Annotated in this window: 22 protein-coding genes and 1 tRNA gene; 12 read left to right on the top strand and 11 right to left on the bottom strand. The window is 68.3% G+C overall.

Going from position 1 to position 22,034, the window contains the following annotated elements; all coding sequences use genetic code 11:
• The 3 genes from ACFE7U_RS00915 to ACFE7U_RS00925 form a co-directional block, all read right to left on the bottom strand.
• Positions 1-2,975: efflux RND transporter permease subunit (locus tag ACFE7U_RS00915; protein WP_375407845.1), on the bottom strand; the 2,975-nt coding region annotated here is incomplete at its 3' end.
• 81 nt (positions 2,976-3,056) lie between these two features.
• Positions 3,057-4,139 (bottom strand): efflux RND transporter periplasmic adaptor subunit, encoded by a 1,083-nt coding sequence (locus ACFE7U_RS00920; protein ID WP_375407846.1) that lies wholly within the window; start codon positions 4,137-4,139, stop codon positions 3,057-3,059.
• Positions 4,136-5,245 (bottom strand): efflux RND transporter periplasmic adaptor subunit, encoded by a 1,110-nt coding sequence (locus ACFE7U_RS00925; protein ID WP_375407847.1) that lies wholly within the window; start codon positions 5,243-5,245, stop codon positions 4,136-4,138. Before ACFE7U_RS00925 ends, ACFE7U_RS00920 begins: the two co-directional genes overlap by 4 nt.
• 106 nt (positions 5,246-5,351) lie before the next feature.
• On the opposite strand from ACFE7U_RS00925, the gene ACFE7U_RS00930 reads away from it, so the two are divergent.
• The gene (locus tag ACFE7U_RS00930) at positions 5,352-5,918 is read left to right on the top strand and encodes a TetR/AcrR family transcriptional regulator (RefSeq protein ID WP_375407848.1); all 567 of its coding nucleotides are present in this window, start codon (positions 5,352-5,354) and stop codon (positions 5,916-5,918) included.
• A 3-nt stretch (positions 5,919-5,921) separates the two neighbouring features.
• On the opposite strand, the gene ACFE7U_RS00935 is transcribed toward ACFE7U_RS00930, so the two are convergent.
• The gene (locus ACFE7U_RS00935; RefSeq protein ID WP_375407849.1) at positions 5,922-6,821 is read right to left on the bottom strand and encodes a histone deacetylase; all 900 of its coding nucleotides are present in this window, start codon (positions 6,819-6,821) and stop codon (positions 5,922-5,924) included.
• On the bottom strand, positions 6,818-7,780 hold the full coding sequence (locus ACFE7U_RS00940) for an NAD(P)/FAD-dependent oxidoreductase (RefSeq protein WP_375407850.1): 963 nt from the start codon (positions 7,778-7,780) through the stop codon (positions 6,818-6,820). Before ACFE7U_RS00940 ends, ACFE7U_RS00935 begins: the two co-directional genes overlap by 4 nt.
• 126 nt (positions 7,781-7,906) lie before the next feature.
• On the opposite strand from ACFE7U_RS00940, the gene ACFE7U_RS00945 reads away from it, so the two are divergent.
• From ACFE7U_RS00945 to ACFE7U_RS00955, 3 genes are all read left to right on the top strand, one after another.
• Positions 7,907-9,067 (top strand): glycosyltransferase, encoded by a 1,161-nt coding sequence (locus ACFE7U_RS00945; RefSeq protein WP_375407851.1) that lies wholly within the window; start codon positions 7,907-7,909, stop codon positions 9,065-9,067.
• 73 nt (positions 9,068-9,140) lie between these two features.
• Positions 9,141-10,511 carry an ethanolamine permease gene (eat, locus tag ACFE7U_RS00950; protein ID WP_375407852.1) on the top strand — a complete coding sequence of 457 codons (1,371 nt, stop codon included), beginning with the start codon at positions 9,141-9,143 and terminating at the stop codon, positions 10,509-10,511.
• 19 nt (positions 10,512-10,530) lie between these two features.
• The gene (locus ACFE7U_RS00955; RefSeq protein ID WP_375407853.1) at positions 10,531-11,229 is read left to right on the top strand and encodes a type 1 glutamine amidotransferase; all 699 of its coding nucleotides are present in this window, start codon (positions 10,531-10,533) and stop codon (positions 11,227-11,229) included.
• 9 nt (positions 11,230-11,238) lie between these two features.
• Here the strand turns inward: ACFE7U_RS00955 and ACFE7U_RS00960 are convergent.
• Positions 11,239-11,323, bottom strand: a tRNA-Leu gene (locus ACFE7U_RS00960).
• A gap of 187 nt (positions 11,324-11,510) precedes the next feature.
• On the opposite strand from ACFE7U_RS00960, the gene ACFE7U_RS00965 reads away from it, so the two are divergent.
• The 4 genes from ACFE7U_RS00965 to ACFE7U_RS00980 all read left to right on the top strand — a co-directional run bounded on the left by ACFE7U_RS00965 (position 11,511) and on the right by ACFE7U_RS00980 (position 13,695).
• A complete protein-coding gene (locus tag ACFE7U_RS00965) occupies positions 11,511-12,200 on the top strand; it encodes a PspA/IM30 family protein (RefSeq protein ID WP_375407854.1) in 690 nt (229 codons plus the stop codon).
• 47 nt (positions 12,201-12,247) lie between these two features.
• A complete protein-coding gene (locus ACFE7U_RS00970; protein WP_375407855.1) occupies positions 12,248-12,520 on the top strand; it encodes a YiaA/YiaB family inner membrane protein in 273 nt (90 codons plus the stop codon).
• A 102-nt stretch (positions 12,521-12,622) separates the two neighbouring features.
• The gene (locus ACFE7U_RS00975; RefSeq protein WP_375407856.1) at positions 12,623-13,204 is read left to right on the top strand and encodes a YqaA family protein; all 582 of its coding nucleotides are present in this window, start codon (positions 12,623-12,625) and stop codon (positions 13,202-13,204) included.
• Entirely contained in the window at positions 13,204-13,695 is a 492-nt protein-coding gene (locus ACFE7U_RS00980) for a disulfide bond formation protein B (RefSeq protein WP_375407857.1), read from the top strand. Before ACFE7U_RS00975 ends, ACFE7U_RS00980 begins: the two co-directional genes overlap by 1 nt.
• Here the strand turns inward: ACFE7U_RS00980 and ACFE7U_RS00985 are convergent, their stop codons facing one another.
• From ACFE7U_RS00985 to cpdR, 4 genes are all read right to left on the bottom strand, one after another.
• Positions 13,696-14,157, bottom strand: coding sequence for a DUF1178 family protein (locus ACFE7U_RS00985; RefSeq protein ID WP_375407858.1), 462 nt, complete (start codon positions 14,155-14,157; stop codon positions 13,696-13,698).
• 118 nt (positions 14,158-14,275) lie between these two features.
• Complete coding sequence (locus ACFE7U_RS00990) at positions 14,276-15,121, bottom strand: carbon-nitrogen hydrolase family protein (RefSeq protein WP_375407859.1); 846 nt, start codon at positions 15,119-15,121, stop codon at positions 14,276-14,278.
• Between the two features lie 8 nt (positions 15,122-15,129).
• Positions 15,130-15,390: a glutaredoxin 3 gene (gene grxC / locus ACFE7U_RS00995; protein ID WP_375407860.1), complete on the bottom strand. Its 261-nt coding sequence runs from the start codon at positions 15,388-15,390 to the stop codon at positions 15,130-15,132.
• A gap of 115 nt (positions 15,391-15,505) precedes the next feature.
• On the bottom strand, positions 15,506-15,862 hold the full coding sequence (gene cpdR / locus ACFE7U_RS01000) for a cell cycle two-component system response regulator CpdR (RefSeq protein ID WP_003603128.1): 357 nt from the start codon (positions 15,860-15,862) through the stop codon (positions 15,506-15,508).
• A gap of 195 nt (positions 15,863-16,057) precedes the next feature.
• Between cpdR and ACFE7U_RS01005 the strand changes: the two genes are divergently transcribed.
• Positions 16,058-16,963, top strand: coding sequence for an N-formylglutamate amidohydrolase (locus ACFE7U_RS01005; protein ID WP_375407861.1), 906 nt, complete (start codon positions 16,058-16,060; stop codon positions 16,961-16,963).
• 244 nt (positions 16,964-17,207) lie between these two features.
• Here ACFE7U_RS01005 and ACFE7U_RS01010 read toward each other — a convergent pair whose 3' ends face one another.
• The gene (locus ACFE7U_RS01010) at positions 17,208-18,074 is read right to left on the bottom strand and encodes a UTP--glucose-1-phosphate uridylyltransferase (RefSeq protein ID WP_375407862.1); all 867 of its coding nucleotides are present in this window, start codon (positions 18,072-18,074) and stop codon (positions 17,208-17,210) included.
• A gap of 256 nt (positions 18,075-18,330) precedes the next feature.
• Between ACFE7U_RS01010 and galE the strand changes: the two genes are divergently transcribed.
• The 3 genes from galE (at position 18,331) to ACFE7U_RS01025 (ending at position 22,028) form a co-directional block, all read left to right on the top strand.
• Entirely contained in the window at positions 18,331-19,323 is a 993-nt protein-coding gene (gene galE / locus ACFE7U_RS01015) for a UDP-glucose 4-epimerase GalE (protein ID WP_375407863.1), read from the top strand.
• Between the two features lie 47 nt (positions 19,324-19,370).
• Entirely contained in the window at positions 19,371-20,555 is a 1,185-nt protein-coding gene (locus ACFE7U_RS01020) for a lytic murein transglycosylase (RefSeq protein WP_375407905.1), read from the top strand.
• 171 nt (positions 20,556-20,726) lie between these two features.
• Positions 20,727-22,028, top strand: coding sequence for a DUF459 domain-containing protein (locus ACFE7U_RS01025; protein ID WP_375407906.1), 1,302 nt, complete (start codon positions 20,727-20,729; stop codon positions 22,026-22,028).
• The last annotated feature ends 6 nt before the right edge of the window (positions 22,029-22,034 follow it).

Genomic DNA, 22,034 nt, shown 5'->3' on the forward strand with positions numbered 1-22,034 from the left:
GTCGCCGCGATGATGCCGCCGATCATTGCGAAGGCCATCGGCCCCCAGAACACCTCGCTGGCGATGGGAACGAGGCCGAGGCTTGCGGCCGCTGCCGTCAGGAGGATCGGGCGCATGCGATGCACGGTGGCCTCGACCACGGCTTCCCAGGGCTCTCGCCCCTCGCGCTCGTACTCGTCGATCTGGGTCACCAGGATCACCGAGTTGCGGATGATGATGCCGATCAGCGCCAGCACGCCGAGGATGGCCACGAAGCCGAGCGGCCTGCCCGACGGCAGCAAGGCGGCGACGACGCCGATGAGCCCGAGCGGCGCGACGCTCGCCACCAGGAACAGCTTCTGGAAGCTCTGGAGCTGGATCATGAGCAGGACCGCCATGGTCAGAAGCATGACCGGCGCCACCGCGGCGATCGGACCCTGGCCCTTGGCGCTCTCCTCCACGGCGCCGCCCGTCTCAAGGGTGTAGCCGTCCGGCAGAGCCTTGGCGAAGTCCGCGACGGCCGGGGCGAGCTGAGCTACGATCGTCGCCGGCTGGGTGATGTCGCCGATCGCTGCCCGGATGGTGATGGTCGGAATGCGGTCGCGGCGCCAGACGATCGGCTGTTCGAGCTCGTAGCCGATCGTCGCGAAGGCGAGGATCGGCACCACGCTGCCGTTCGCCAGCGCGACCTGCAGCGATTGCAGGGTCTCGATGGACCGCCGCTCGGCGGCCTGGGCGCGCCCGATCACGTCAACGAGGTAGATCGAGTCTCGGACCTGGGTGATGGTGCGGCCGCCGACCACGCCGTTGAGGAGGCCGGCGATGTCCTCCGAGGTCACGCCGAGCTGGCGCGCCTTGTCTTGGATGATCTCGACCTTGAGGACCTTGCCGGGCTCGTTCCAGTCGAGGGTCGGCACGTCGAGATGCGGGTTTGCCCCGACGATGTTGGTCAGTCCCAGGGCCAGGGTGCGCAGCTTCTGAAGGTCGGGTCCGCCCAGGCGGTACTGGACCGGGCGGCCCACCGGCGGGCCGAGGTCGAGAGTGTGGACGAAGACGTCGGTGCCGACGAACTGCTCCCGCGCCAGCCGGTCGAGCTTGACCTTCAGCCTGTCGCGGGCCTCCAGCGAGGTCGCTTCGATGATGATCTGTCCGAAGAAGGCGTTGCCGAGCTGCTGGTCGAGGGGCAGGTAGAAGCGCACCGCGCCCTGGCCGACATAGGAGGTCCAGAGCTTGATCTCGGGATCGCCCTTCAGGGTCTCCTCCATCCTGTCCATCTGCGCCTTGGTCTCGCCGATGCTGGCATTCTGCGGCAGCGTCACGTCGACGAGGAGTTCGGGCCGGTCCGATGCCGGGAAGAACTGCTGCTGCACGAATTGCAGCGAATAGATCGAGAGGCCGAGGATGGCGACGGTGACGGCCACGGTGATCCAGCGCCCGCGCATCGCCCCGAGCAGCAGGGCCCGGAACACGCGGGTGAGACGGCTCGGCTTGTCGTGGTGCTTGTGCTTCATCACCGCCGGCAGGAGCTTCACGCCGATGAGCGGTGCGAACAGCACGGCCACCACCCACGAGACGATGAGGGAGGCCGCGATCACCACGAACAGGCTGTAGGTGTACTCGCCGGCCGAAGACCCGTTGAAGCCGATCGGCAGGAAGCCCGCCACGGTGACGAGGGTCCCGGTCAGCATCGGGAAGGCCGTGGAGGTGTAGGCGAAGGTAGCGGCCTTCTTGAGGCTGTCGCCGACCTCGAGGCGGGCCACCATCATCTCGACGGTGATCATGGCGTCGTCGACGAGGAGGCCGAGCGCGATGATGAGCGCGCCGAGCGAGATGCGCTGGAGCGTCACGCCCATCACCTGCATGACCACGAACACGATGGCGAGCACCAGCGGGATCGAGAACGAGACCACGAGCCCCGCCCGCCACCCGAGGCTGATGAAGCTCACCGCCAGCACGATCAGCACAGCCTCGACGAGCGCCTTGGTGAAGCCACCGACCGCCTCCTCGACGATCTTGGGCTGATCGGAGACGAGATGGATGCCCACCCCCACCGGCAGCTCGCCTTCGAGCTTGCGCATGCGCTCCTTCAGGCCCTCGCCGAAGGTGAGCAGGTTGCCCGATGGCTGCATCGCGATGGCGAGGCCGATCGCCGGCTGGCCGTTAAAGCGGAACAGGTCGGTAGGCGGGTCGCTGAAGCCGCGCGAGATCTCGGCGACGTCCGAGAGGCGGAAGAAGCGGTCGTTCACCCGCAAGTTGATCGCCCGGAGGCTGTCCTCGGATAGGAACTGCCCGCCGACCCGCACCGAGATGCGCTCCGGCCCGGCCTGGATCACGCCGGAGGGCGCGATCGCGTTCTGTGCCTGGAGCGTGCTGACGACGGCGTTCACGTTGACGCCGAGGCCGGCGAGCTTCCGCGTCGAGAAGTCGAGGTAGATCACCTCGTTCTGCGCACCGAGCAGCAGCATCTTGCCCGCACTCGGCACCTTCTTGAGCTCGGCGCGCACCCGCTCGACGTAGTCGCGCAACTGCCGCATCGTCACGCCGTCGGCGGTGAAGGCGTACACGTTGCCGAAGACATCGCCGAATTCGTCGTTGAACGACGGGCCCTGAACTCCCTGCGGGAAGGCGTTCTGGATGTCGCCGATACGCTTGCGCACCTGGTAGAAGACCGCCGGGATGGTCTTGGGCGGCGTCGTCTCGCGCAATTGCACGAACACCGTCGTCCGGCCCGGCGTGGTGTAGCTGCGGCTGAAATCGACCGCATCGATCTGCTGGAGTTCCTTCTCGATCCGCTCGGTGACCTGATCGAGGGTGTCGCCGATGGTGGCCCCAGGCCAGGTCGCCTGCACGATCATGGTCTTGATCGCGAAGGGCGGATCCTCCTCGCGCCCGAGCTTGCCGTAGGCGAGGCTGCCGGCGACCATCGAGACCAGCATCAGGAACCAGACGAAGGAGCGGTGCTCGAGCGCCCACTCGGACAGGTTGAAGCTCTTCACGGGGCGGATCTCGCATGGCCGGAAAGCGAGCCGACGCATCGGCCCGACATGGGGGGATCGTTTCTCGGCATGGCCGACGCTCTATAGCGGCCTGTCGGAGATGCGCACGGCCTGGCCCTCCGTCAGGCTGCTCGCGCCGGCGACGACGACGCGGTCGCCGGCCGCCAGCCCCTCCGTCACCGAGACTCGGTCGTCCCGTCGCCCCTCGATCGTGACCGGTCGGCGCGCGACCGAGTCGCCGGCCACCGACACCAGCCAGACGGAATCGCGGCCGTCGGCCTGAACGACGGCCGTCGCGGGCAGCGAGACGGCGGGCTTCACGGGCCGCGACAGCGAGACCGTGACGGTGGTGCCGAGGCGGAACGCCTCCGAGGGCTCGACCAGCGTCAGCCGGATGCGCCGCGTGCGTGTCATCTGGTCGGCGAAGGGCACGATCTCGCGCACCCTGCCCGTCACCGTGATCCCCGGGGCGCTCTGCAGAGCCACGGTGAAGACGCCGTCCTTGGGCATGGCGCCGACGAGGTCCTCGGGGATGTCGACCACCGCCTCGCGTTCCTCGGGCCGGGCCAGGGTCACGACGGCGGCACCGGCGCTGAGAACCTGCCCGACCTCGGCGCTGCGCACGGTGACGACTCCGTCGAAATCGGCCCGCAGCTCGGTGTAGCCCATCTGATCGCGAGCCTTCTGGAGGTTGGCCTGAGCCTGGACGAGGCGCGCCTGCGCGGTGTCGCGGCTCGCCACGGCGCTGTCGAGCTGCGCCTGAGTGACGTTGCCGCCGGCCAGGAGCTTGCGGCGCCTCGCCTCGGTGGCGGCGGCATATTCGGCCTGGGCCTGGGCGTCGGCGAGGTCGGCCTCTGCGCGGGTGAGGCCGAAGCGCGTCACCACGGGGTCGAGGGCGGCGATGCGCTGACCCTTCTTGACCACGTCGCCGATGGTGACGTCGCGGGCAATCACCCGCCCCGCGATCTGGAAGCCGATCTCGGACTTGTAGCGTGGCTCGATGAACCCGGCGAAGGGTCCGAACACCACCGCGTCGACGGGCTTCGCAACGGTGTAGAGGACGGGACGGATGGGAGCCGGCGCGGCCTCTTCGACCGGTTTACATGCGCCAACCCCGGCGATCGGTATCAGAAGGATGGCGAGGGCGCGCGCGAGCCCGTTCATCGCATCTCCTCCACGACCTTGGCGGCGGCAACGGCGACGGTCTGGCCCGGGCGCAGGAGCTGGATGCCGGCGACGACCACCTCCTCGCCGGGCTCGACGCCGCCCGACAACGCGATGGTCCGGGTGCCGAAATGATCGATCGTGACCGCGCGAGGCGCCACGGTTCCTGTGGTCGGATCGCGCACCCACACGGCCGGCCCGTCGGCCCAGCGGTAAAGGGACGACCAGGGCAGGACGACCGCCTGGCGCGGCCGGAACTTGCCGGTGCCGATCACGATCGCCCCGAGCGTCATCGCCGCCGGCGTGTCCTTGAGGCCGACCTTGACCCTGACCGTGCCCGATCCGGAATCGACGCTGGGAGAGATCTCGCGGACGAGGCCCACCGTCCGCATCGACGGATCGGCCTGAAGCGCCACGTCCACCTGCGGGCTCTCCGGCGGGGCCGCCAGAACCGCCTCGAACACGTTGAAGACGGCGTCCCGCGGTCCGTCCTGCGCGACCGACAGGACCGTCTGGCCGTTCTGCACGACCTGGCCGACCTCGAAGCTGCGGCTCAGGACGATCCCATCCACCCCGGCCCTGAGTTCGGTATAGGACAGCTGCTCCTGGATCGTCCCGAGCGCCGCCTTGGTCGAATCGACCGAGGCTTGGCTGATGCGCAACTGCTGCTCGGCCTCGTCGTAGCTCGGCCGCGTGGTGAAACCGCCCGCCAGCAGCGCTTCCTGCCGCTTGAAGCTCACCTTGGCCTGGGTGAGCAGGGCTTCCGCCGAGGCCAGGGCGGCCTGCGCATTGTTGAGGTTGGCCCGTTGCTCCTGCGGATCGAGCTGCGCCAGCACCTGATCGGCCTTGACGTGGTCGCCGACCTCCACCAGCCGTTTCACGATCTTCCCGTTGGTGCGGAAAGAGACGCTGACCTGCGACTGCGTCTGGATGTCGCCGGTGAAGATGAGATCCGTCGCGATGGTGGTACGCTGCGCCGTCGTCGTGCTCACGAGGGCGAGTTGAGGCGCCCTCTGCCCCGCGGGCGCTTCAGCCGCCGGGCCGACGCAGCCAAACGCGAGTATGGCCGAGAGTGCCGCAAGGCAGGGTTGCAACACGCTGGTCAAGGCCGAGTTTTGATTTGCCACGGCGTTCGCGCCTCGCGGATTCGTCTATCGCCCAAGCGTCATATCGGCTAACTTAAAAACCGTCCAGACGGTTTTTAGCGGAAGAATGATGACGAAGGCGCGCACCCGGCGGGAGGACCGTCCGGAAATCATCCTTGATGCGGCCGAGCGGCTGATACGACGTTCGGGCGCGCGGACGCTGACGATCGACGCGGTAGCCGCCGAGGCCACGCTCAGCAAGGGCGGCGTGCTGCATCACTACGCGTCGAAGGATGCGCTGATCTCGGCGCTGGCCGCTCGCAAGCTCAAGGAGATCCGAGCCAACATCGCGGCGCGCGAGGCGGAGCAGCCGCCCGGGCCGGCCGCGATCCCGCTCGCGCTGATCGCACATGTCCGAGCGGTCTACGCGGAAGAGGATGGTTTCCCGCGCGCCCTGTGCCTGGCTTCCGCCGAGAACCCGGAGGCGTCGGCGGGCTTCAGCGAACTCCTCAGCGAGCAGTTCGCGGCGATGGAGGCGATCGCCGGCCGACCCGGCGCGGGCACAGTCCTCAACCTTGCGGCGCTCGGCCTGCTGCTCTCGCGGATGCTGGGTTTCCACAATCTCGAAGGAGCCGAACTCGCCCGGACCTTCGAGGCCCTTGAGGCGGCGGCGCGGGCCCTGCCGGAGGCCTGAGCGTCAGGCGAGCGCCGCCATCACCTCGAACACCAGCGCGTGCCGGGCGGCGAGCGCGTCGACGTCGGTGCCGTAGCCGCCGCCGATGACGGACACGAGTGGGATGCCACGCCCCCGCGCCGCACCGACCACGAAGCGGTCCCTGGCGGAAAGCCCGGCATCCGTGAGGGCGAGCCGCCCGAGCCGGTCGTCGCGATGGGGGTCGACGCCGGCATTGTAGAAGACGAGATCAGGAGCGAGACGGTCGAGAAGATCGGGCAGGCAGCCTTCGAGTGCGGCGAGATAGCTGGCATCGTCGAGGCCGTCGGGCAGGCCGACGTCGCGGTCACCCGCGATTTTCCGGGTCGGGTAGTTCCTCTCGCCGTGAAGCGAGAGCGTGAACAGATCGGGGGAGCGCCCGAGGCAATCGGCGGTGCCGTCGCCCTGATGGACGTCGAGGTCGATGACCAGCGCCCGACGGATGGCACCTTCGTGCTGGAGGGTGCGCGCTGCCACCGCCACGTCGTTGAAGACGCAGAACCCGGCTCCGCTGTCGCGGCGGGCATGGTGGCTCCCGCCTGCCGCGCTCCCGGCGAGCCCATGCGCCAGGGCAAGACGGGCGGCCGCCAGCGTGCCGCCGGCCGAAGCGCGGGCACGGGCAACGATTCCGGCATCGAGCGGCAGCCCGATCTCCCGCGCCACCGCCGGCGGTACGGCAAGATCGAGGACGGCATCGACGTAGGTGCGGTCGTGGGCCAGGGCGAGCGTGCCGGCGGTCGCGGGCTGCGGCGTTACGAAACCGTCCGGGACGAGGCCGCGCGCAACGAGAATTTCGGCGAGACGACCGTATTTGCGCATCGGGAAACGGTGCCCCTCCGGCAAGGGCGCCTCATAGGCCGGATGGAAGACGATCGGCGGGGTCAAATGCCCTCGCTCCCCGCAGCCAGATCTGCTGCGATGCGGGCGGCGAGCGCGGTGCCGCTGTCGAAGGCCGCCTCGATCCGCGGACCGAGGCACCAGTCGCCGCAGGCCCCAAGCCCGAGTGTCGGGTCGTAGAGGCAATCCTGGCCCAAGGCGGTCTCGACCAGGGCGTAACGCCAGCGATGCGCGCTCGCATAGGCGGGGACGATCGATTGGCCGAGGAGGATCGCAAGTTCGGCCAGAAGAGCCTCGGCCACCGCTTCACGTGCGTCCTCTAGGTGCCGGCGCGACCAGTCCGGTCCGGCATGGACGAGGAGTCTTGTCCCGGGGGGCCGGCCCGGCCGAGACTCGTCGCGGATCACCGCCGCGATCGGGCCATCCCGGTCGCGACGATCGGATTCGGGGAACGCTGCCGGGCCGTCCAGGGCGAGCATCAACGACCAGCACGGTGCGTAGGTCACCGTTTCGATCCCCGGCAATGCGAGGCCGGAGGCTTCCAGCAGGCGGAACGTCTGCGGTGCCGGAAAGCCGATTGCGACGGCCCCGAACGCCTCCGTGATCGCCCCCTCCGCCGCGGAAACGTGCCAGCCATCGGCATCGCGTGCGATGCCGGTCACCGTCATGCCGGCGCGGACATCGAGCCCGGCGAGGATATCCCTGGCCGGCGCCGTCATGGTCGGGGTCCCGACGAAGCGGTCGTGCCCGCCCCAGGGCGCGACGACACCGCGCGCCCGCCAGTCTTCGATCTGCGCTGCGAAGGCCGTCCCGCGTGCGCGCATGAACTGCGCCCCGTGATCGAAGGCGAGGTCGCGGCCGGGCACCCGTCGCGTCGCCATGCGGCCACCGACGCCACGGCTCTTGTCGAGGACGACGACGTCGAACCCGGCCCGCATCAGGTCGCGCGCCGCTGCCGCCCCGGACAGGCCGGCACCCAGCACCGCCACGCGATTCGGAATCCGCATTCATCCCTCCCGGAAAGCCCATCGCCGGCTCCGGTCTTTGTCATACGGCTGAAACAGGACGGCTGTTAGGCCCGAGGATCAGGGAGTGGCGCTCGACCGGCGTTCCTGCCGGAGGAGGAAGCGGCGATGGCGGGCAACGTCGAGACCGGCATGGTGCTGGCCCTGTCGCTGTGCGCCCTGCTCACCGTGATTAATCTCGCGAGCTTGGCCATGGCGGGCCGTAGGCTCGGCCGCGACCCCGGCCCCTCGACCTTCCCCGCACGGGCGCCGGTCTCGCTGGTTCGCCCCGTCTGCGGCATCGAAGCATTCAGCGAGGAGATGCTGACCCGCGGCTTCCTCCTCGATTATCCGGACTACGAGCTGATCTTCTGCGTGGCCGATGCCGACGATCCCATCGTCCCTCTGCTGCACCGCCTGATGGCCGCGCATCCGCGTATCCCCTCGCGGCTGATCGTCGGCGACGAGCGGGTGAGCGACAATCCCAAGCTCAACAACTGCGTCCGCGGCTGGGAGGCGGCCGGACACGACTGGGTCGTGCTCGCCGATTCCAACGTCCTCATGCCGCCGGATTACCTGCAGCGGCTCCAGGCGGCCTGGCGCGCGAATACGGGCCTCGTCTGCTCGACGCCGGTGGGCGCTCGGCCGATCGGCTTCTTCGCCGAGCTCGAATGCGCCTTCCTCAACACCCTGCAGGCGCGGTGGCAATATGTCGGTGAGAGCGTCGGCCTCGGCTTCGCGCAAGGCAAGAGCATGCTCTGGCACAAGCCCTTCCTCGAGAGCCAAGGCGGCATCCGGGCGCTCGCCGCCGAGATCGCCGAGGACGCGGCGGCGACGAAGCTGGTTCGGGCCGCCGGACGCCGGGTGCATCTGGTGGCGTCTCCCTTCGAGCAGCCGCTGGGACGGCGCACGCTGCGCGAGATCTGGTCGCGGCAGCAGCGCTGGGCCCGATTGCGGCGCGTCACCTTCCCGCTCTTCTTCGCGCCCGAGATCGGCACCGGACCGCTCCTGCCCTTCACCCTCGCGGTGGCCTGCGTGCCGGAACCGGTGATGGCCGGAGCGGCCCTCGCCATGGCCGGACTCTGGTACGCAGCGGAATACGCCCTCGCGGTGCGCGCGGGCTGGCATCGCGGTCCCCGGCTCCTCCTCGCCTTCCTGGTCCGCGACGCCCTGTTCCCGGCGATCTGGGTAAGCGCCTGGATGCAGAGCGCCATCGTCTGGCGGGGCAACGCCATGGAGATCCGGCCCAAGGAGCCCGGGCGCCTTCGCCCGCGCGCCAGCGCCGCCTGAAAGCGCCGTCGACACGGCAACCTTCTTGCACCAACCTTGGTCGGACGATGGTTCGCCAACCAAGGATGACGGCATGGCCAGCGCGGGACCGGGCCTCGACAAGAGCCTCAACGCCTTCCACCTGTGGGGCATCGCCGTCGGACACGTGATCTCTGGCGAGTATTTCGGGTGGAGCTACGGCTGGGCGAGCGCGGGCACGCTCGGTTTCCTCGTCACCACCGCGGTGATCGCCGCGATGTACGTCGCCTTCATCTTCAGCTTCACCGAACTGACCACCGCGATCCCGCAGGCCGGCGGCCCCTTCGCCTACAGCGACCGCGCCTTCGGCCCGACGGGCGGCTGCATCGCGGGCTTTGCCACCCTGATCGAGTTCGTGTTCGCTCCCCCCGCGATCGCGCTCGCCATCGGCGCCTATCTCAACGTCCAGTTCCCGAGCCTCGACCCGAAGCACGCGGCACTTGGGGCCTATCTCGTCTTCATGACCCTCAACATCGTCGGCGTGCGGATCGCCGCGACCTTCGAGCTCTTCGTCTCCATCCTGGCGGTGGGCGAACTCCTCGTCTTCATGGGGGTCGTGGCGCCCGCCTTCACCTGGGCGAACTTCTCCGCGAACGGCTGGGCGGGCAGCAACGAGCTCGCCCTGCCGGCCATCGGCGGCATGTTCGCGGCGATCCCCTTCGCGATCTGGTTCTTCCTCGCCATCGAGGGAGTCGCCATGGCGGCGGAGGAAGCACGCGATCCCAAGCGCACGATCCCGATCGCCTATATCAGCGGCGTGCTGACGCTCACGGTCCTCGCCTTCGGCGTGATGATCTTCGCCGGTGGCGCCGGCGACTGGAAGGCGCTCAGCAACCTCAACGACCCGCTGCCCCAGGCGATGAAGGGCGTGGTGGGCGAGTCGAGCGGCTGGTTGCACATGCTGGTCTGGCTCGGCCTGTTCGGCCTCGTCGCCTCGTTCCACGGCATCATCCTGGGATACTCGCGCCAGATCTTCGCCCTGGCCCGGGCCGGCTACCTGCCGGGAATCCTCGCCACGGTGCATCCGCGCTTTCGCACGCCGCATGTCGCCACGCTTGTCGGCGGCGTCATCGGCATCGCCGCCATCTACAGCGACAACCTCATCGTCATCGCCGGACAGTCCCTGACCGCCAGCATCGTCACCATGGCGGTGTTCGGCGCGCTCGTGATGTACGGCATGAGCATGGCGAGCCTGTTCAAGCTGCGTCGCACTGAACCCCAACTCGCCCGGCCCTACCGGGCGCCATTCTATCCCGCAGCGCCGGCCTTCGCGCTCGCCATGGCCGCCATCTGCTTCGTCGCGCTGGTGATCTTCAATCCTGTCGTCTTCGCGATCTTCGCCGTCACCATGGCGGTCGCGGTGCTGGCGTCGCGCGCATTGGGCAGGGGCACCGGCTCGGTCGCGTCCTTCGATCCCGCCATATGACGCGGGCATCGTCGCTTCCATGAGGATCGGCATCCTCGAAGCGGGCAATCCGCCCGCGCGGCTCGCGGGCCTCTATCCGTCCTACGGGGAGATGACGGCCAAGCTGCTGGGAGATCCGGTCGACGTCACGATCTTTGCGGTCGCACGGGGCGAATGGCCGTCCCGGCCTGACGCGTTCGACGCATTCCTCATCACCGGCTCGCCGGCTGGAATCTACGACGACCTGCCCTGGATAGAGGATCTGATCGCCTTCCTGCGCGACCTCGATCGGCGCACGAAGCTCGTCGGCCTCTGCTTCGGCCATCAGGTCATGGCGCAGGCCTTCGGCGGGACGGTACGCAAATCCGAGAAGGGCTGGGGCCTCGGACTCCACCGCTACGATGTGCACGAATGCGCGCCCTGGATGGATTCAGCGAGGCAGGTCGCCGTGATGGCGATCCATCAGGATCAGGTGGTCGAGCCCCCGCCCCATGCCCGCATCCTTGCCGGAAGCACGTTCACGCCCTGCGGAATCCTCGCCTACGGCGACCGATATGCGATCTCGTTCCAGTTCCATCCCGAATTCGAGAGAGACTACGCCGAGGCGCTGATCGCCGGACACCATCCGCCCGTGGCCCACGACACCGCCTTCCACGCGAGCGCGATCGCCTCGCTGAAGGGACCGTCGGACAGCGCACGCGTCGGCGCCTGGATCAGGCGGTTTCTCGAACTGGATTGAAGGTGCGAATGGTGCGGGCGGTCGGAATCGAACCGACACTCCTTGCGGAACCGGATTTTGAGTCCGGCGCGTCTACCAGTTCCACCACGCCCGCAGCGTTCGCCTCATCGCACAAGTTTCCCCTTTCGACCAGAGGGAGCAGCGCAGATCCGCGTCCGTACGCGCATCGCCACAGCATCGAACCGACCCTTTTGAACGTCGTGCATAAACGCACTTACACACCGTTCAAATGACCGCAGAACCGGTCTCGTGAACGCGGTTCACCGATCAGGAGGTCTTCGATGTTCAAGCTGTTTCGGCTCCTCGCCCGCGGCGCCGCCGCCCAGGCCGAGGAGGAGTTGTTCGACCGCCATGCCCTGCTCGTCCTGGATCAGCAGATCCGCGAAACGAGGGTGTCCCTGGAGCGCAGCAAGCTCGCGCTCGCGACGGCAGTGGCCGGCGACCGCGCGGAGGCCCGGCGCCTCGCGGAGATCACGGCCCGAATCGAGGACCTCGAAGCCCGCGCCGTCGCCGCCCTGACCGGCTCGCGCGACGACCTCGCGACGGAGGCCGCCGACGCCATCGCCGAGCTCGAAGGCGGGGCCGAGGCGATCAGGTCGGCGCGCCTGCGCTTTTCCACCGAGATCGGGCGCCTGCGCCACATCGTGGCCGATGCCAACCGCCGCCAAGCCGAGCTCGAACGCGGACGCCGCATCGCCGCCGCCGCGGAGGCGGTTCGTCGCCTCGGTGCGGGCGCCCCGACCAGCGATCGCGCCACCCTGCGGGAGGCGGAGGCGACCTTGGAACGCCTGCGACAGACCCAGGTCGAGGCCGCAGACCTCGACGAGGCCCGCGCCGAGACCGATCCGGGCCGAGACATCGCCGCGCGACTCGAACGCGAGGGCTTCGGAGCCAAGAGCCGCCCGAACGCTGCCGACATCCTCGATCGCCTTCGCCGCAAGGCGGCCGCCGCCCAACCGGCGTCTGCCTGACCCCCCGATCCGCCTTCCCCCTACGATCAAGCTTCAGGAGAGACGTCATGACCAACGAGACCACGCAGCATTCGGGCGCATGGGTCGCCTTCACCTACGCCTCGTTCATCGGCTCGGCCGCCATGGTGGCGCTGGGTATCCTGTTCATGCCCATCGACATCTGGGTGAAGGGCTACCTCGCCATGGGCGTCGTCATGCTGGTCCAATCCTGCATCACCGCCACCAAGACCATCCGCGACGTCCACGAGGGCCGGCGCATGGTCAACCGCATCGAGGATGCCAAGACCGAGCGCCTGCTCATGTCGGTGGGCAAGGATTGATCGGCCGGAACCAGAAACCTCCGGCGCGTGTCGCCGGAGGTCTCGCCCCGCCGGGTTCGCCATGCTCAAAGGGCGCCGCCGATCACCGGAAGCAGGACACCCATGATCCGTCGCCTCTATGAGTGGATCCTCGCGCTGGCGGGCAAGCCGTCCGCGCCCTGGGCGCTGGCGGCCGTGGCCTTCGCCGAGAGCTCGTTCTTCCCCGTGCCACCGGACGTGATGCTGGTGCCGATGGCGGTGAGCCGGCCGGACAGGGTCTGGTTCTATGCGCTGATCACGACGTTGGCCTCCGTGGCCGGCGGCCTCCTGGGCTACGCCATCGGCGCCCTCCTGTTCGACTCCGTCGGCGTCTGGCTGTTCAAGGTCTATGGGCTGTCCGACAAGGCCGAGACCTTCCAGGCGTCCTACGCCCAGTACGGACACTGGGTCATCCTGCTCAAAGGCCTGACTCCGATCCCCTACAAGCTGGTGACGATCACCTCGGGGTTTGCCCATTACGACCTGTTCTGGTTCATGGTGCTGTCGCTGATCACCCGCGGCGCCAGGTTCTTCGTGCTCGCCGGGCTTCTCGGGCGCTACGGCGTCCAGATCCGCGGGGTGCTCGACCGGCACCTCAACGTCGTGGCGGCGATCACCGTGGCCGTCATCATCCTCGGGTTCGTGCTGTTCAAGGTGTTGCTGTAATGGATTACCAAGCCCTGCTCCGGCTGCGCCGCGCCGCGCTCGTCCTCGTGGTCGGCGCAGTCGCCGCCATTGCCGGGGCACTCTACTTCGAATTCGTACTTGGCTACGTGCCGTGCAAGCTCTGCCTCACGGAGCGCCTGCCCTATTACGCGGCGATCCCGCTCGGATTCCTCGGCCTATTCGCACCCGAGCGCCTGACCCGTCTCCTGCTCGGGCTCGCCGCTGCCGGGCTGCTCTACGGCGCCGGGCTCAGCGTCTACCATGCCGGCGCCGAATGGGCGTTCTGGCCGGGCCCCACCGGTTGCGGCGGCAGCGGCTCCGGTGCGGCCCCCGCCTCGATCGGTGAATTCCGCAACGCTCTCGAGACGACGCGGGTCGCGGATTGCTCGACCGCCGCGTGGCGCTTCCTCGGGATCTCGCTGGCGGGATGGAACGCGGCCTTCGCCGCTCTGCTCGCCTCGATCGTTGGGACCGCTGCCCTGCGCCGGTGATCAGTTCCGGTCGTCGGGGAGCACCGGCAGGAGCGCCACGGCAATGCCCTCGTCGATGAGCGAGCGGGCTTCGGCCGGGCTCGCTTCGCCGTAGATCGCTCGGTTGCCGGCCTCGCCGTAATGGATGCGGCGTGCTTCCTCCGGAAAGCGCGTCCCGACATCGTCGGCATTTGCCGTCACGTGGTCGCGAAACGCCTTCAGCATGGCGCGAAGGCGCTGGTCCGGTTCGGCGATCAGCGAGACGGTCTCGGGCTGCTGCGTGACGGCGGGAAGGTTCGGCTCCGTCGGACCCGAAGCGGCGCGACCGATCGAGGGTGCCATCATGGCCTTGGCGACCTTGGCCGAGCCGCAGTGCGGGCAGGTCACGAGGCCGCGCGCGGCCTGGTCGTCGTAGGATTCGCTCGAAGGAAACCAGCTCTCGAAACCATGCCCGGCCTCACAGGCGAGTGTGTAGCGGATCATGATGGATGCCAGGGCCGGTGCGGATCGGGGTGGGATTGCGCTTTGGACGAACCGTCGAGGAAACGGCCTCTACCGATCCGGACCGGAGGTCAATGCGGCTGCGCGACCGACCCGCGGCTCAGCTCGTCCTCGGCATACGCTCCACGGTGAAGGGTCGGGCATGCTGGAGCGTCGGGATGCGGGCGCGGGCGTCGGCGACGCGGGCGAGGTCGATCTCGGCCAGGATGATCCCGGGCGCGTCACCCTCGGCGTCGGCGAGGACCCGCCCCCAAGGATCGACGATCAGGGAGTGCCCGTAGGTCTCACGGCCGTCCTCGTGGCGCCCACCTTGCGCGGCCGAGATCATGAAGGATCCGGTCTCGATGGCGCGCGCCCGGTGCAGGACGTGCCAATGCGCCTCCCCGGTCTGGCGCGTGAAGCAGGCCGGAGCCGTCAGGATCGAGGCGCCGGCCTCGGCCAGCGCCCGGTAGAGCGCGGGGAAGCGCAGGTCGTAGCAGATCGCGAGCCCGATCGGCGCCCACGGGGTCTCGGCGACGACCGCGCAAGCCCCGCCGGTATAGATCGACGATTCGCGCCAGCGCTCGCCGTTGGGCAGGTCGACGTCGTAGAGGTGGAGCTTGTCGTACGCCGCCGTGATCGCGCCCGTCGCATCGATGAGGAAGGCGCGGTTCGCGACCTTGTCGCCGTTGAGGATCGCAAGGGAGCCGATCTGCACAACGATGCCGAGATCGCGGGCGGCGTCGCGACAGGCCGCGAGGGTCTCGTCCTCGTCCTGAACCCGGACCTTCGCGAAGAGGCTCGCGCGGTCGCGCTCGACCAGGGACGTCATCTCGGGCGTCTGGACGTAATGGGCTCCCGCCGCGGCAGCATCGCGGATACCGGCCACCACCGCGTCGCGGTTGGCGGCAGGATCGCGCCCCGAGCGCATCTGGACGCAGGCGGCGACGAATGTGGGTTCAGCCATGATCGGGTTCACGCGTCCAGCATCGGGTCGAGCTTACCCGACCTGTCGAGGGCATGGAGGTCGTCGCAGCCCCCGACATGGGTCTCGCCGATGAAAACCTGAGGCACGCTGGTGCGTCCGCCCGTCCGCTGGACCATGCTTGCCCGCGAACCGGCCGTCTTCTCCACGTCGATTTCGGTGAAGGAGACGCCTTTCCCGCGCAGAAGGGCCTTGGCCGCGGAGCAGTAAGGGCACCACGAGGTCGTGTAGATCGTCACCGGCTGCGACATGGGTCTGAACGATTCCAGGGCAACGCACCGGCGCGGTGCGGCCATGACTTCGTCTTGTATCCAGCTATCGCGGTTGCCGAAAGCTCCTGCCCTTCAGGATCTCGCCTCGACGAGGCTACGCCGCCAGAAGCTTCTCGACCTCGTTGACGAGATCGCGCAGGTGGAAGGGCTTCGAGAGCACCTTGGCGTCCTTGGGAGCTTTCGAATCCGGGTTGAGCGCCACGGCGGCGAAACCCGTGATGAACATGACCTTGATGTCGGGGTCGAGCTCGGTGGCGCGGCGGGCGAGCTCGATGCCGTCCATCTCCGGCATCACGATGTCGGTGAGGAGGAGTTCGAAGGGCTCTTCGCGCAGGCGGTTATAGGCAGAGAGGCCGTTGTCGAAAGACAGGACATCGTAGCCGGCGTTCTGCAACGCCTTGGCCAGAAAACGACGCATGTCGTTGTCGTCTTCCGCTAGGAGAATCTTCATCGCGCGGCGTCCCGTACCCTTCGACTCGGTGTGTTCCTCCCATAAAGCGTCGACTTGGTAAACAAGGTGTTGAGATCCGCCGCCACGGACCGTGTTCGATGGCACGTCGGGCTCGATGCGGACCGAAGGATCGCAGTGGACAGCCTCTGTGAGAGCCAGCAAAGTGGTCCGATGCGTTCTCCCGTCCGCACAGCGATGACAGAATCCTTCCCGAACCAGTCGCCCGCATCCAACGACTTCGATCCGCCCTTCGTCGTCGACGAACCGGAGACGCATGCGCTTCCGTTCGTCTTCAACACGCCCCATTCCGGGTCGGTCTATCCACGCGCCTTCCTGGCGGCCTCCCGCCTCGACGCGCTGTCGCTGCGCCGCTCCGAGGACGCCCATGTGGACCGGTTGTTCGCACCCGTGGTCGACCTCGGCGCACCGCTGATGCGGGCACATTTCCCGCGGGCCTATCTCGATGTGAACCGCGAGCCCTACGAGCTCGACCCGCGCATGTTCGAGGGTCGCTTGCCGCCCTTCGCCAATACCCGTTCGATGCGGGTGGCCGGCGGCCTCGGCACGGTGCCGCGCGTGGTGGCGGACGGACAGGAGATCTATCGCGGGCGGCTGCCGGTCGAGGAGGCGGTCACCCGCATCGAGAATCTCTACAAGCCCTATCACCGCACCCTGCGCGGCCTCATCCAGCGCACCGGGCGACAGTTCGGTCATGCGATCCTGATCGATTGCCACTCGATGCCCTCGTCGAGTCTGGGTCGCGAGGAGGCGGGCAAGGCCGATTTCGTCCTCGGCGACCGCTTCGGCACCAGTTGCGCGCCGCTGCTCACCGCCCTTGTGGAACAGCATCTCCGCGCACGCGGCTTCAAGGTCCTGCGCAACAAGCCCTACGCAGGCGGCTTCATCACCGAGCATTACGGCGAGCCGGGCGTCGGCCGCCACGCCCTGCAGATCGAGATCAACCGCGGGCTCTACATGAACGAAGCTTCGCTGGCGGTGACGGAGCGCTTCTCCGAACTCGTCTGGCACCTGCGCGGCATGGTCGTGGCCGTTGCGGCTGAGGCGATCGACCTCGCGCCGCGCCGCATGGCGGCCGAGTAGCGGTCGCCTGAGCTGCTGAGCACATTCCGGCCAAGAAAAAAGGCCGCTCCGAAGAGCGGCCCGAAGTCTAGGGAGGAAACGCCCAAGAAGGGCTGCCAGACCGCGACGCCATCGCGATCTCGCAATGCAATATTTAAGGTGCGGCGCACAAAGCGCAAGGTCTATTTCGACGTAACGGCCGCGCTCTGCGCATGCCTCCGGCGCGTTTGGCGCAACCTGCGTGCTGAGCGAGAAGCGACGGCTCCTAATGCTCCCGCAGGAGGCGGGCGATCTCGGCCTTTAGGGGCTCCGCGAGTTCCTTGCGCTCCAGGGCATAGGCCAGGTTCGCCGTGAGGAACCCGAGTTTCGAGCCGGTATCGTAGGTCCGGCCCTCGTAGCGCATGCCGAAAAAGTCCTGTTGCTTCGACAAGGCGATCATCGCGTCGGTGAGCTGGATCTCGCCGCCTGCCCCCTTCTCGCCGCGCTCGAGGATCGAGAAGATCTCGGGCTGCAGGATGTAGCGGCCGGAGATGATGTAGTTCGAGGGCGCGGTCCCGGCCTTGGGCTTCTCGACCATGCCGTTGATCTCGAAGGTCTGGCCGAAGGTCTCGCCGACGCCGACGATGCCGTACTGGTGCGTCTCCTCCGGGGCGACTTCCTCGACCGCGATCACGTTGCCGCCGTGGCGTTCGTAGGCGGCGAGCATCTGACCCATGCAGCCGCGGCTCAGCATGTCCGGCAGCAAGACTGCGAAAGGCTCGTCGCCGACGATCTCACGGGCGCACCAGACCGCGTGGCCGAGGCCGAGCGGCGCCTGCTGCCGGGTGAAGCTGGTCTGACCGGCCCCGGGCAGGTCGCGCTTCAGTTCGTCGTAGGCTGCCTGCTTGCCGCGCTCGCGCAGCATCTGTTCGAGCTCGAACGCGATGTCGAAATGGTCCTCGATCACCGCCTTGCCGCGCCCGGTGACGAAGATGAAATGTTCGATGCCCGCTTCTCGCGCCTCGTCGACGACATGCTGGACCACCGGCCGATCCACGACCGTCAACATCTCCTTCGGCACGGCCTTCGTTGCCGGAAGGAAGCGGGTGCCGAGGCCCGCGACAGGAAGAACGGCCTTGCGAATCGGTTTCATAGAACGGAACCCGGTTGCGGAGAGAAGGGGATCGATGGTGAAAGGCGACCACGGGCATTGGTGTCGCGACGGCTGGCCTTGCGTATCGTCGAGATCACGATTGCCTATGGGACGTGAACCATAAGGGTCTTCTTCGATATAAGGTCTCCCTGTACGAGGGAATGGGGCGTCGAGAGGAATGGGGCCAAACGTGCCCATCATCCCCGACGCACCGACCTCACGACGACCTGGTGTAGCGACTTCGAAGGACTCGAGAATGGCGGTTCTGGTGACGGGGGGCGCCGGCTACATCGGCAGCCATATGGTCCTAGCGCTATTGGATGCGGGCCATGACGACATTGTCGTCATCGACGATCTCTCCACCGGATTCGACTGGGCGCTGCCCCAGGAGGTCAAGCTGGTCGTCGGGGACATGGCCGATCAAGCGCTCGTGACCGACGTGATCCGCCGGCACCGCATCGACGCGCTGGCGCATTTCGCCGCCAAGATCGTCGTGCCGGACTCGGTCGCCGATCCGCTCGGCTATTACCTCGCCAACACGGTCAAGACGCGCGCCCTCATCGAGACCGCGGTGAAGGAGGGCGTGAAGCACGTCATCTTCTCCTCCACCGCTGCGGTCTACGGCGAGCCCGAGACGGTGCCGGTGCCCGAGGATCTCGGGCCATCCCCGATCAATCCCTACGGCCGCTCGAAGCTGATGAGCGAGTGGATGATCGCGGACGCCGCCAAGGCTCACGGCTTCACCTACGTCGTGCTGCGCTACTTCAACGTCGCGGGCGCCGACCCACGCGGGCGCGCCGGCCAGTCGACGCCCAACGCCACGCACCTCATCAAGGTCGCCACCCAGGCCGCCCTCGGTCGGCGTTCGCATCTGGACGTGTTCGGCACGGACTATCCGACACCGGACGGCTCGTGCCTGCGCGACTACATCCAGGTCTCCGACCTCGCGGAGGCTCACCGCCTCGCCCTCGATCACCTGCGGGGAGGCGGCGAGAGCCTGACGCTGAACTGCGGCTACGGCCGCGGCTACTCGGTTCTCGAGGTGATCGAGGTCGTCAAGCGCGTGTCGGGGGTCGACTTTCCGGTGCGCCTGTCGCCGCGCCGCCCCGGCGATCCCGCCAGGATCGTGGCGAAGGCGGACCTCATCCGCGACCGACTCGGATGGACGCCACGGCACGACGATCTCACCGGGATCGTCACCCAGGCCATCGCCTGGGAGGAGGCTCTGACCCGCCGCAACCGAACGTGATCACCGCCACGGCTCGACTCTGCGTGGCACTGGCGGCCACCCTGGCGATCGTCGGGGGCACCGCGGCGGCACCGGAACCGCGATCGAGGCCGCCCGACGGAACGGCCGAGCCGCAATCCGACGTCCGAGCTTTCATCGAGGCCCTGCGGCCCGATGCGCGCAACCGGGGGGTCTCGGACGCCACCTTCGATCGCGCCTTTCGCGACGTCGCCCTCCCGGACCCCGCCATCCTCGCCCGGACGAAGGCGCAGGGCGAGTTCGGACGCCCCGTCTGGGATTACCTCGTCGGTGCGGTCTCCCCCGGCCGGATTGCCCGCGGACGGGCAGCGGCGGCGCGACTCGACCCGATCCTGTCCCGCATCGAGGCCGCCTACGGCGTGCCGCGCTGGATGGTGCTGGCGATCTGGGGCGTCGAGTCCGATTTCGGTGCGAGCGGCGGCGCCACGCCGGTGATCCGATCGTTGGCCACCCTCGCCCAGGCGAGCTATCGCGGCTCCTTGTTCCGGGACGAACTCCTGTCAGCGCTCACCATCCTCGAACGGGGCGACATCGCGCCGGAGGCCATGAAGGGTTCATGGGCGGGAGCGATGGGACAGGTGCAGTTCCTGCCCTCGAACTACCTGAAGCACGCGGTCGATTTCGATGGCGACGGCCGACGCGACATCTGGACGTCCGAGGCCGACGCCCTGGCGTCCATCGCCGCCTTCCTGCGTAGCCTTGGCTGGAACCCGGTCGTCGCGTGGGGATATGCCGTGGCGCTGCCGCCCGGCTTCGACCTGTCTGGCCATCGCGGCGACCTCGGTGACTTCGCCGCCCGGGATGTCCGGCGCACCGACGGGCAAAAGCTGCCGCGATCGGGGCTTGCGAGCCTTTTTCTTCCCGGTGGCGCCGGCGGGCCGGCCTTCCTCATCACCGACAATTTCGAGGTGATCCGCGGCTACAACACCTCCGATTCTTATGCCCTCGCCATCGGGCATCTCGCCGACCGGCTCGCCGGCGGCCCCGCCTTGGCGGCCCCTTGGCCTAGCGCCGCCTCCCGCCTCGACAAGACCGGGCTGCAAGCGCTCCAAGCCGGCCTTGCAGCGGAGGGGCTCTACGACGGCGAGGCCGACGGACGCGCAGGGCCGAAGTTGCGCGAGGCGGTTCGGCGGTATCAAGTCCGGGCGGGCCTCGCGGTCGACGGATACGCGAGCGCGGACCTGCTCGCACATCTCAGGGCCTCTCGCCGATGACCGATTCGTCGCCCGGGCCGATGCGCTCTATAGTGTCTCGGTGACGATCCCGGGCCGCTCATCGTGCCCGCGACGACGAGGCTGATGAGCCCGATGGCATCGACGAACTTGCGCATACGAGGGATACTGACAGGGCTTGCCGTCTCGGTCGCCGTCCTCGGCTTCGGCGCGATGCCGGCCATGGCTCAGTGGGGTGGCTACGACGACGTGCCTCGGCGTCGGGCGCCGGAATACTACCGCGACGACGGCATCGAGCGCAGCCGCCAGCCCCCCCGCCGTGCCGCACCGCAGGCGCAGGAAGCGCCCCGCCAGTTCTTCTGGCCCTGGGAGGACAGACCGGCCCAGCAGGCGCAGCCGGTACCGGTACCCTCCGCGCGGCCTCCGCGCCCGCGCAGCTATGCACCGCCGGTCTATGCCGACGAGCGTCGTGCCCCGGCCCGCCGCCAGCGGCAGGCGCCCGCGGTTGCCGCGCAGCCCAAGCCTGTGGCACCCAAGGCGGAGCCGACGACGCGGCTCGCCGTCTTCGGCGACTCACTGGCGAGCTATCTCGGCCGCGGCCTCGACGACGTGTTCGAGGACAATGCCGATGTCGAGATCATCGATCGGTCGCGCGCCGATAGCAGCCTCGCGCGCAAAGACTTGCTCGACTGGGCGAAGGTGGCGGACGAATCCCTGAAGACCGGTCCGAAGGTCACCTATGCCCTCGTCATGATCGGTGCCAACGATCGGCAGGCGATCCGCGAAGGCGATCAGAGCTTCGAACCGCTCAGCGAGCGTTGGCGGGACATCTATCGCGACCGGGTCGATGCCCTCGTGAAGGTCTTCACCGACCGCAAGATTCCGCTGATCTGGGTGGGCACCCCACCCATGCGCAGCGAGCCCCTGACAAAGGACCTGGCGACCATCAACGACCTCGTCCGCGAACGCGTGAGCAAGGCCGGAGGCACCTTCGTCGACATCTGGCCGGGCTTCGTCGACGAGCGCAACCGCTACGTGGCGACGGGACCGGATCTCGAAGGGCAGATCGCGAAGCTGCGAACGTCCGACGGCGTTCATTTTACCGGTGCGGGCGCCCGCAAGGTCGCCCATTTCGCGGATGTCGAGCTCAAGCGCCTCATGGGGGCCGGCATGCCGGGTCAGGTCGAACCGGCGGCCGCCGTCGCTGCGATGCCGGGGCCGAATCCGAGCGGCACCACCCCAAGGCTCGACGACATCGCAGCCATCGACAAGCTCATCACCGGCATGTTGCCGAGCCTTCCCGAGCCGCCTGGCATCCCGGCACTGCCGGTCAAGGCCGCGGCAGGACCGGTGGTCCCGCTCAGCCGGGCCGAGATTTCACCGGGCGGTGCCCTGATCAGCGGACAGCCGCGTGAGACCGATGCTACCGGCACGCTGGAGCGGACGCTCCTGCGTGGGGCTGCACCACCGCCTCAACCGGGACGGGCCGACGATTTCCGCTGGCCTCCGAGCTGAGGACGA

This window comes from uncultured Methylobacterium sp. (assembly GCF_964251405.1).
In the GTDB taxonomy this organism is placed as follows: Bacteria; Pseudomonadota; Alphaproteobacteria; order Rhizobiales; family Beijerinckiaceae; genus Methylobacterium.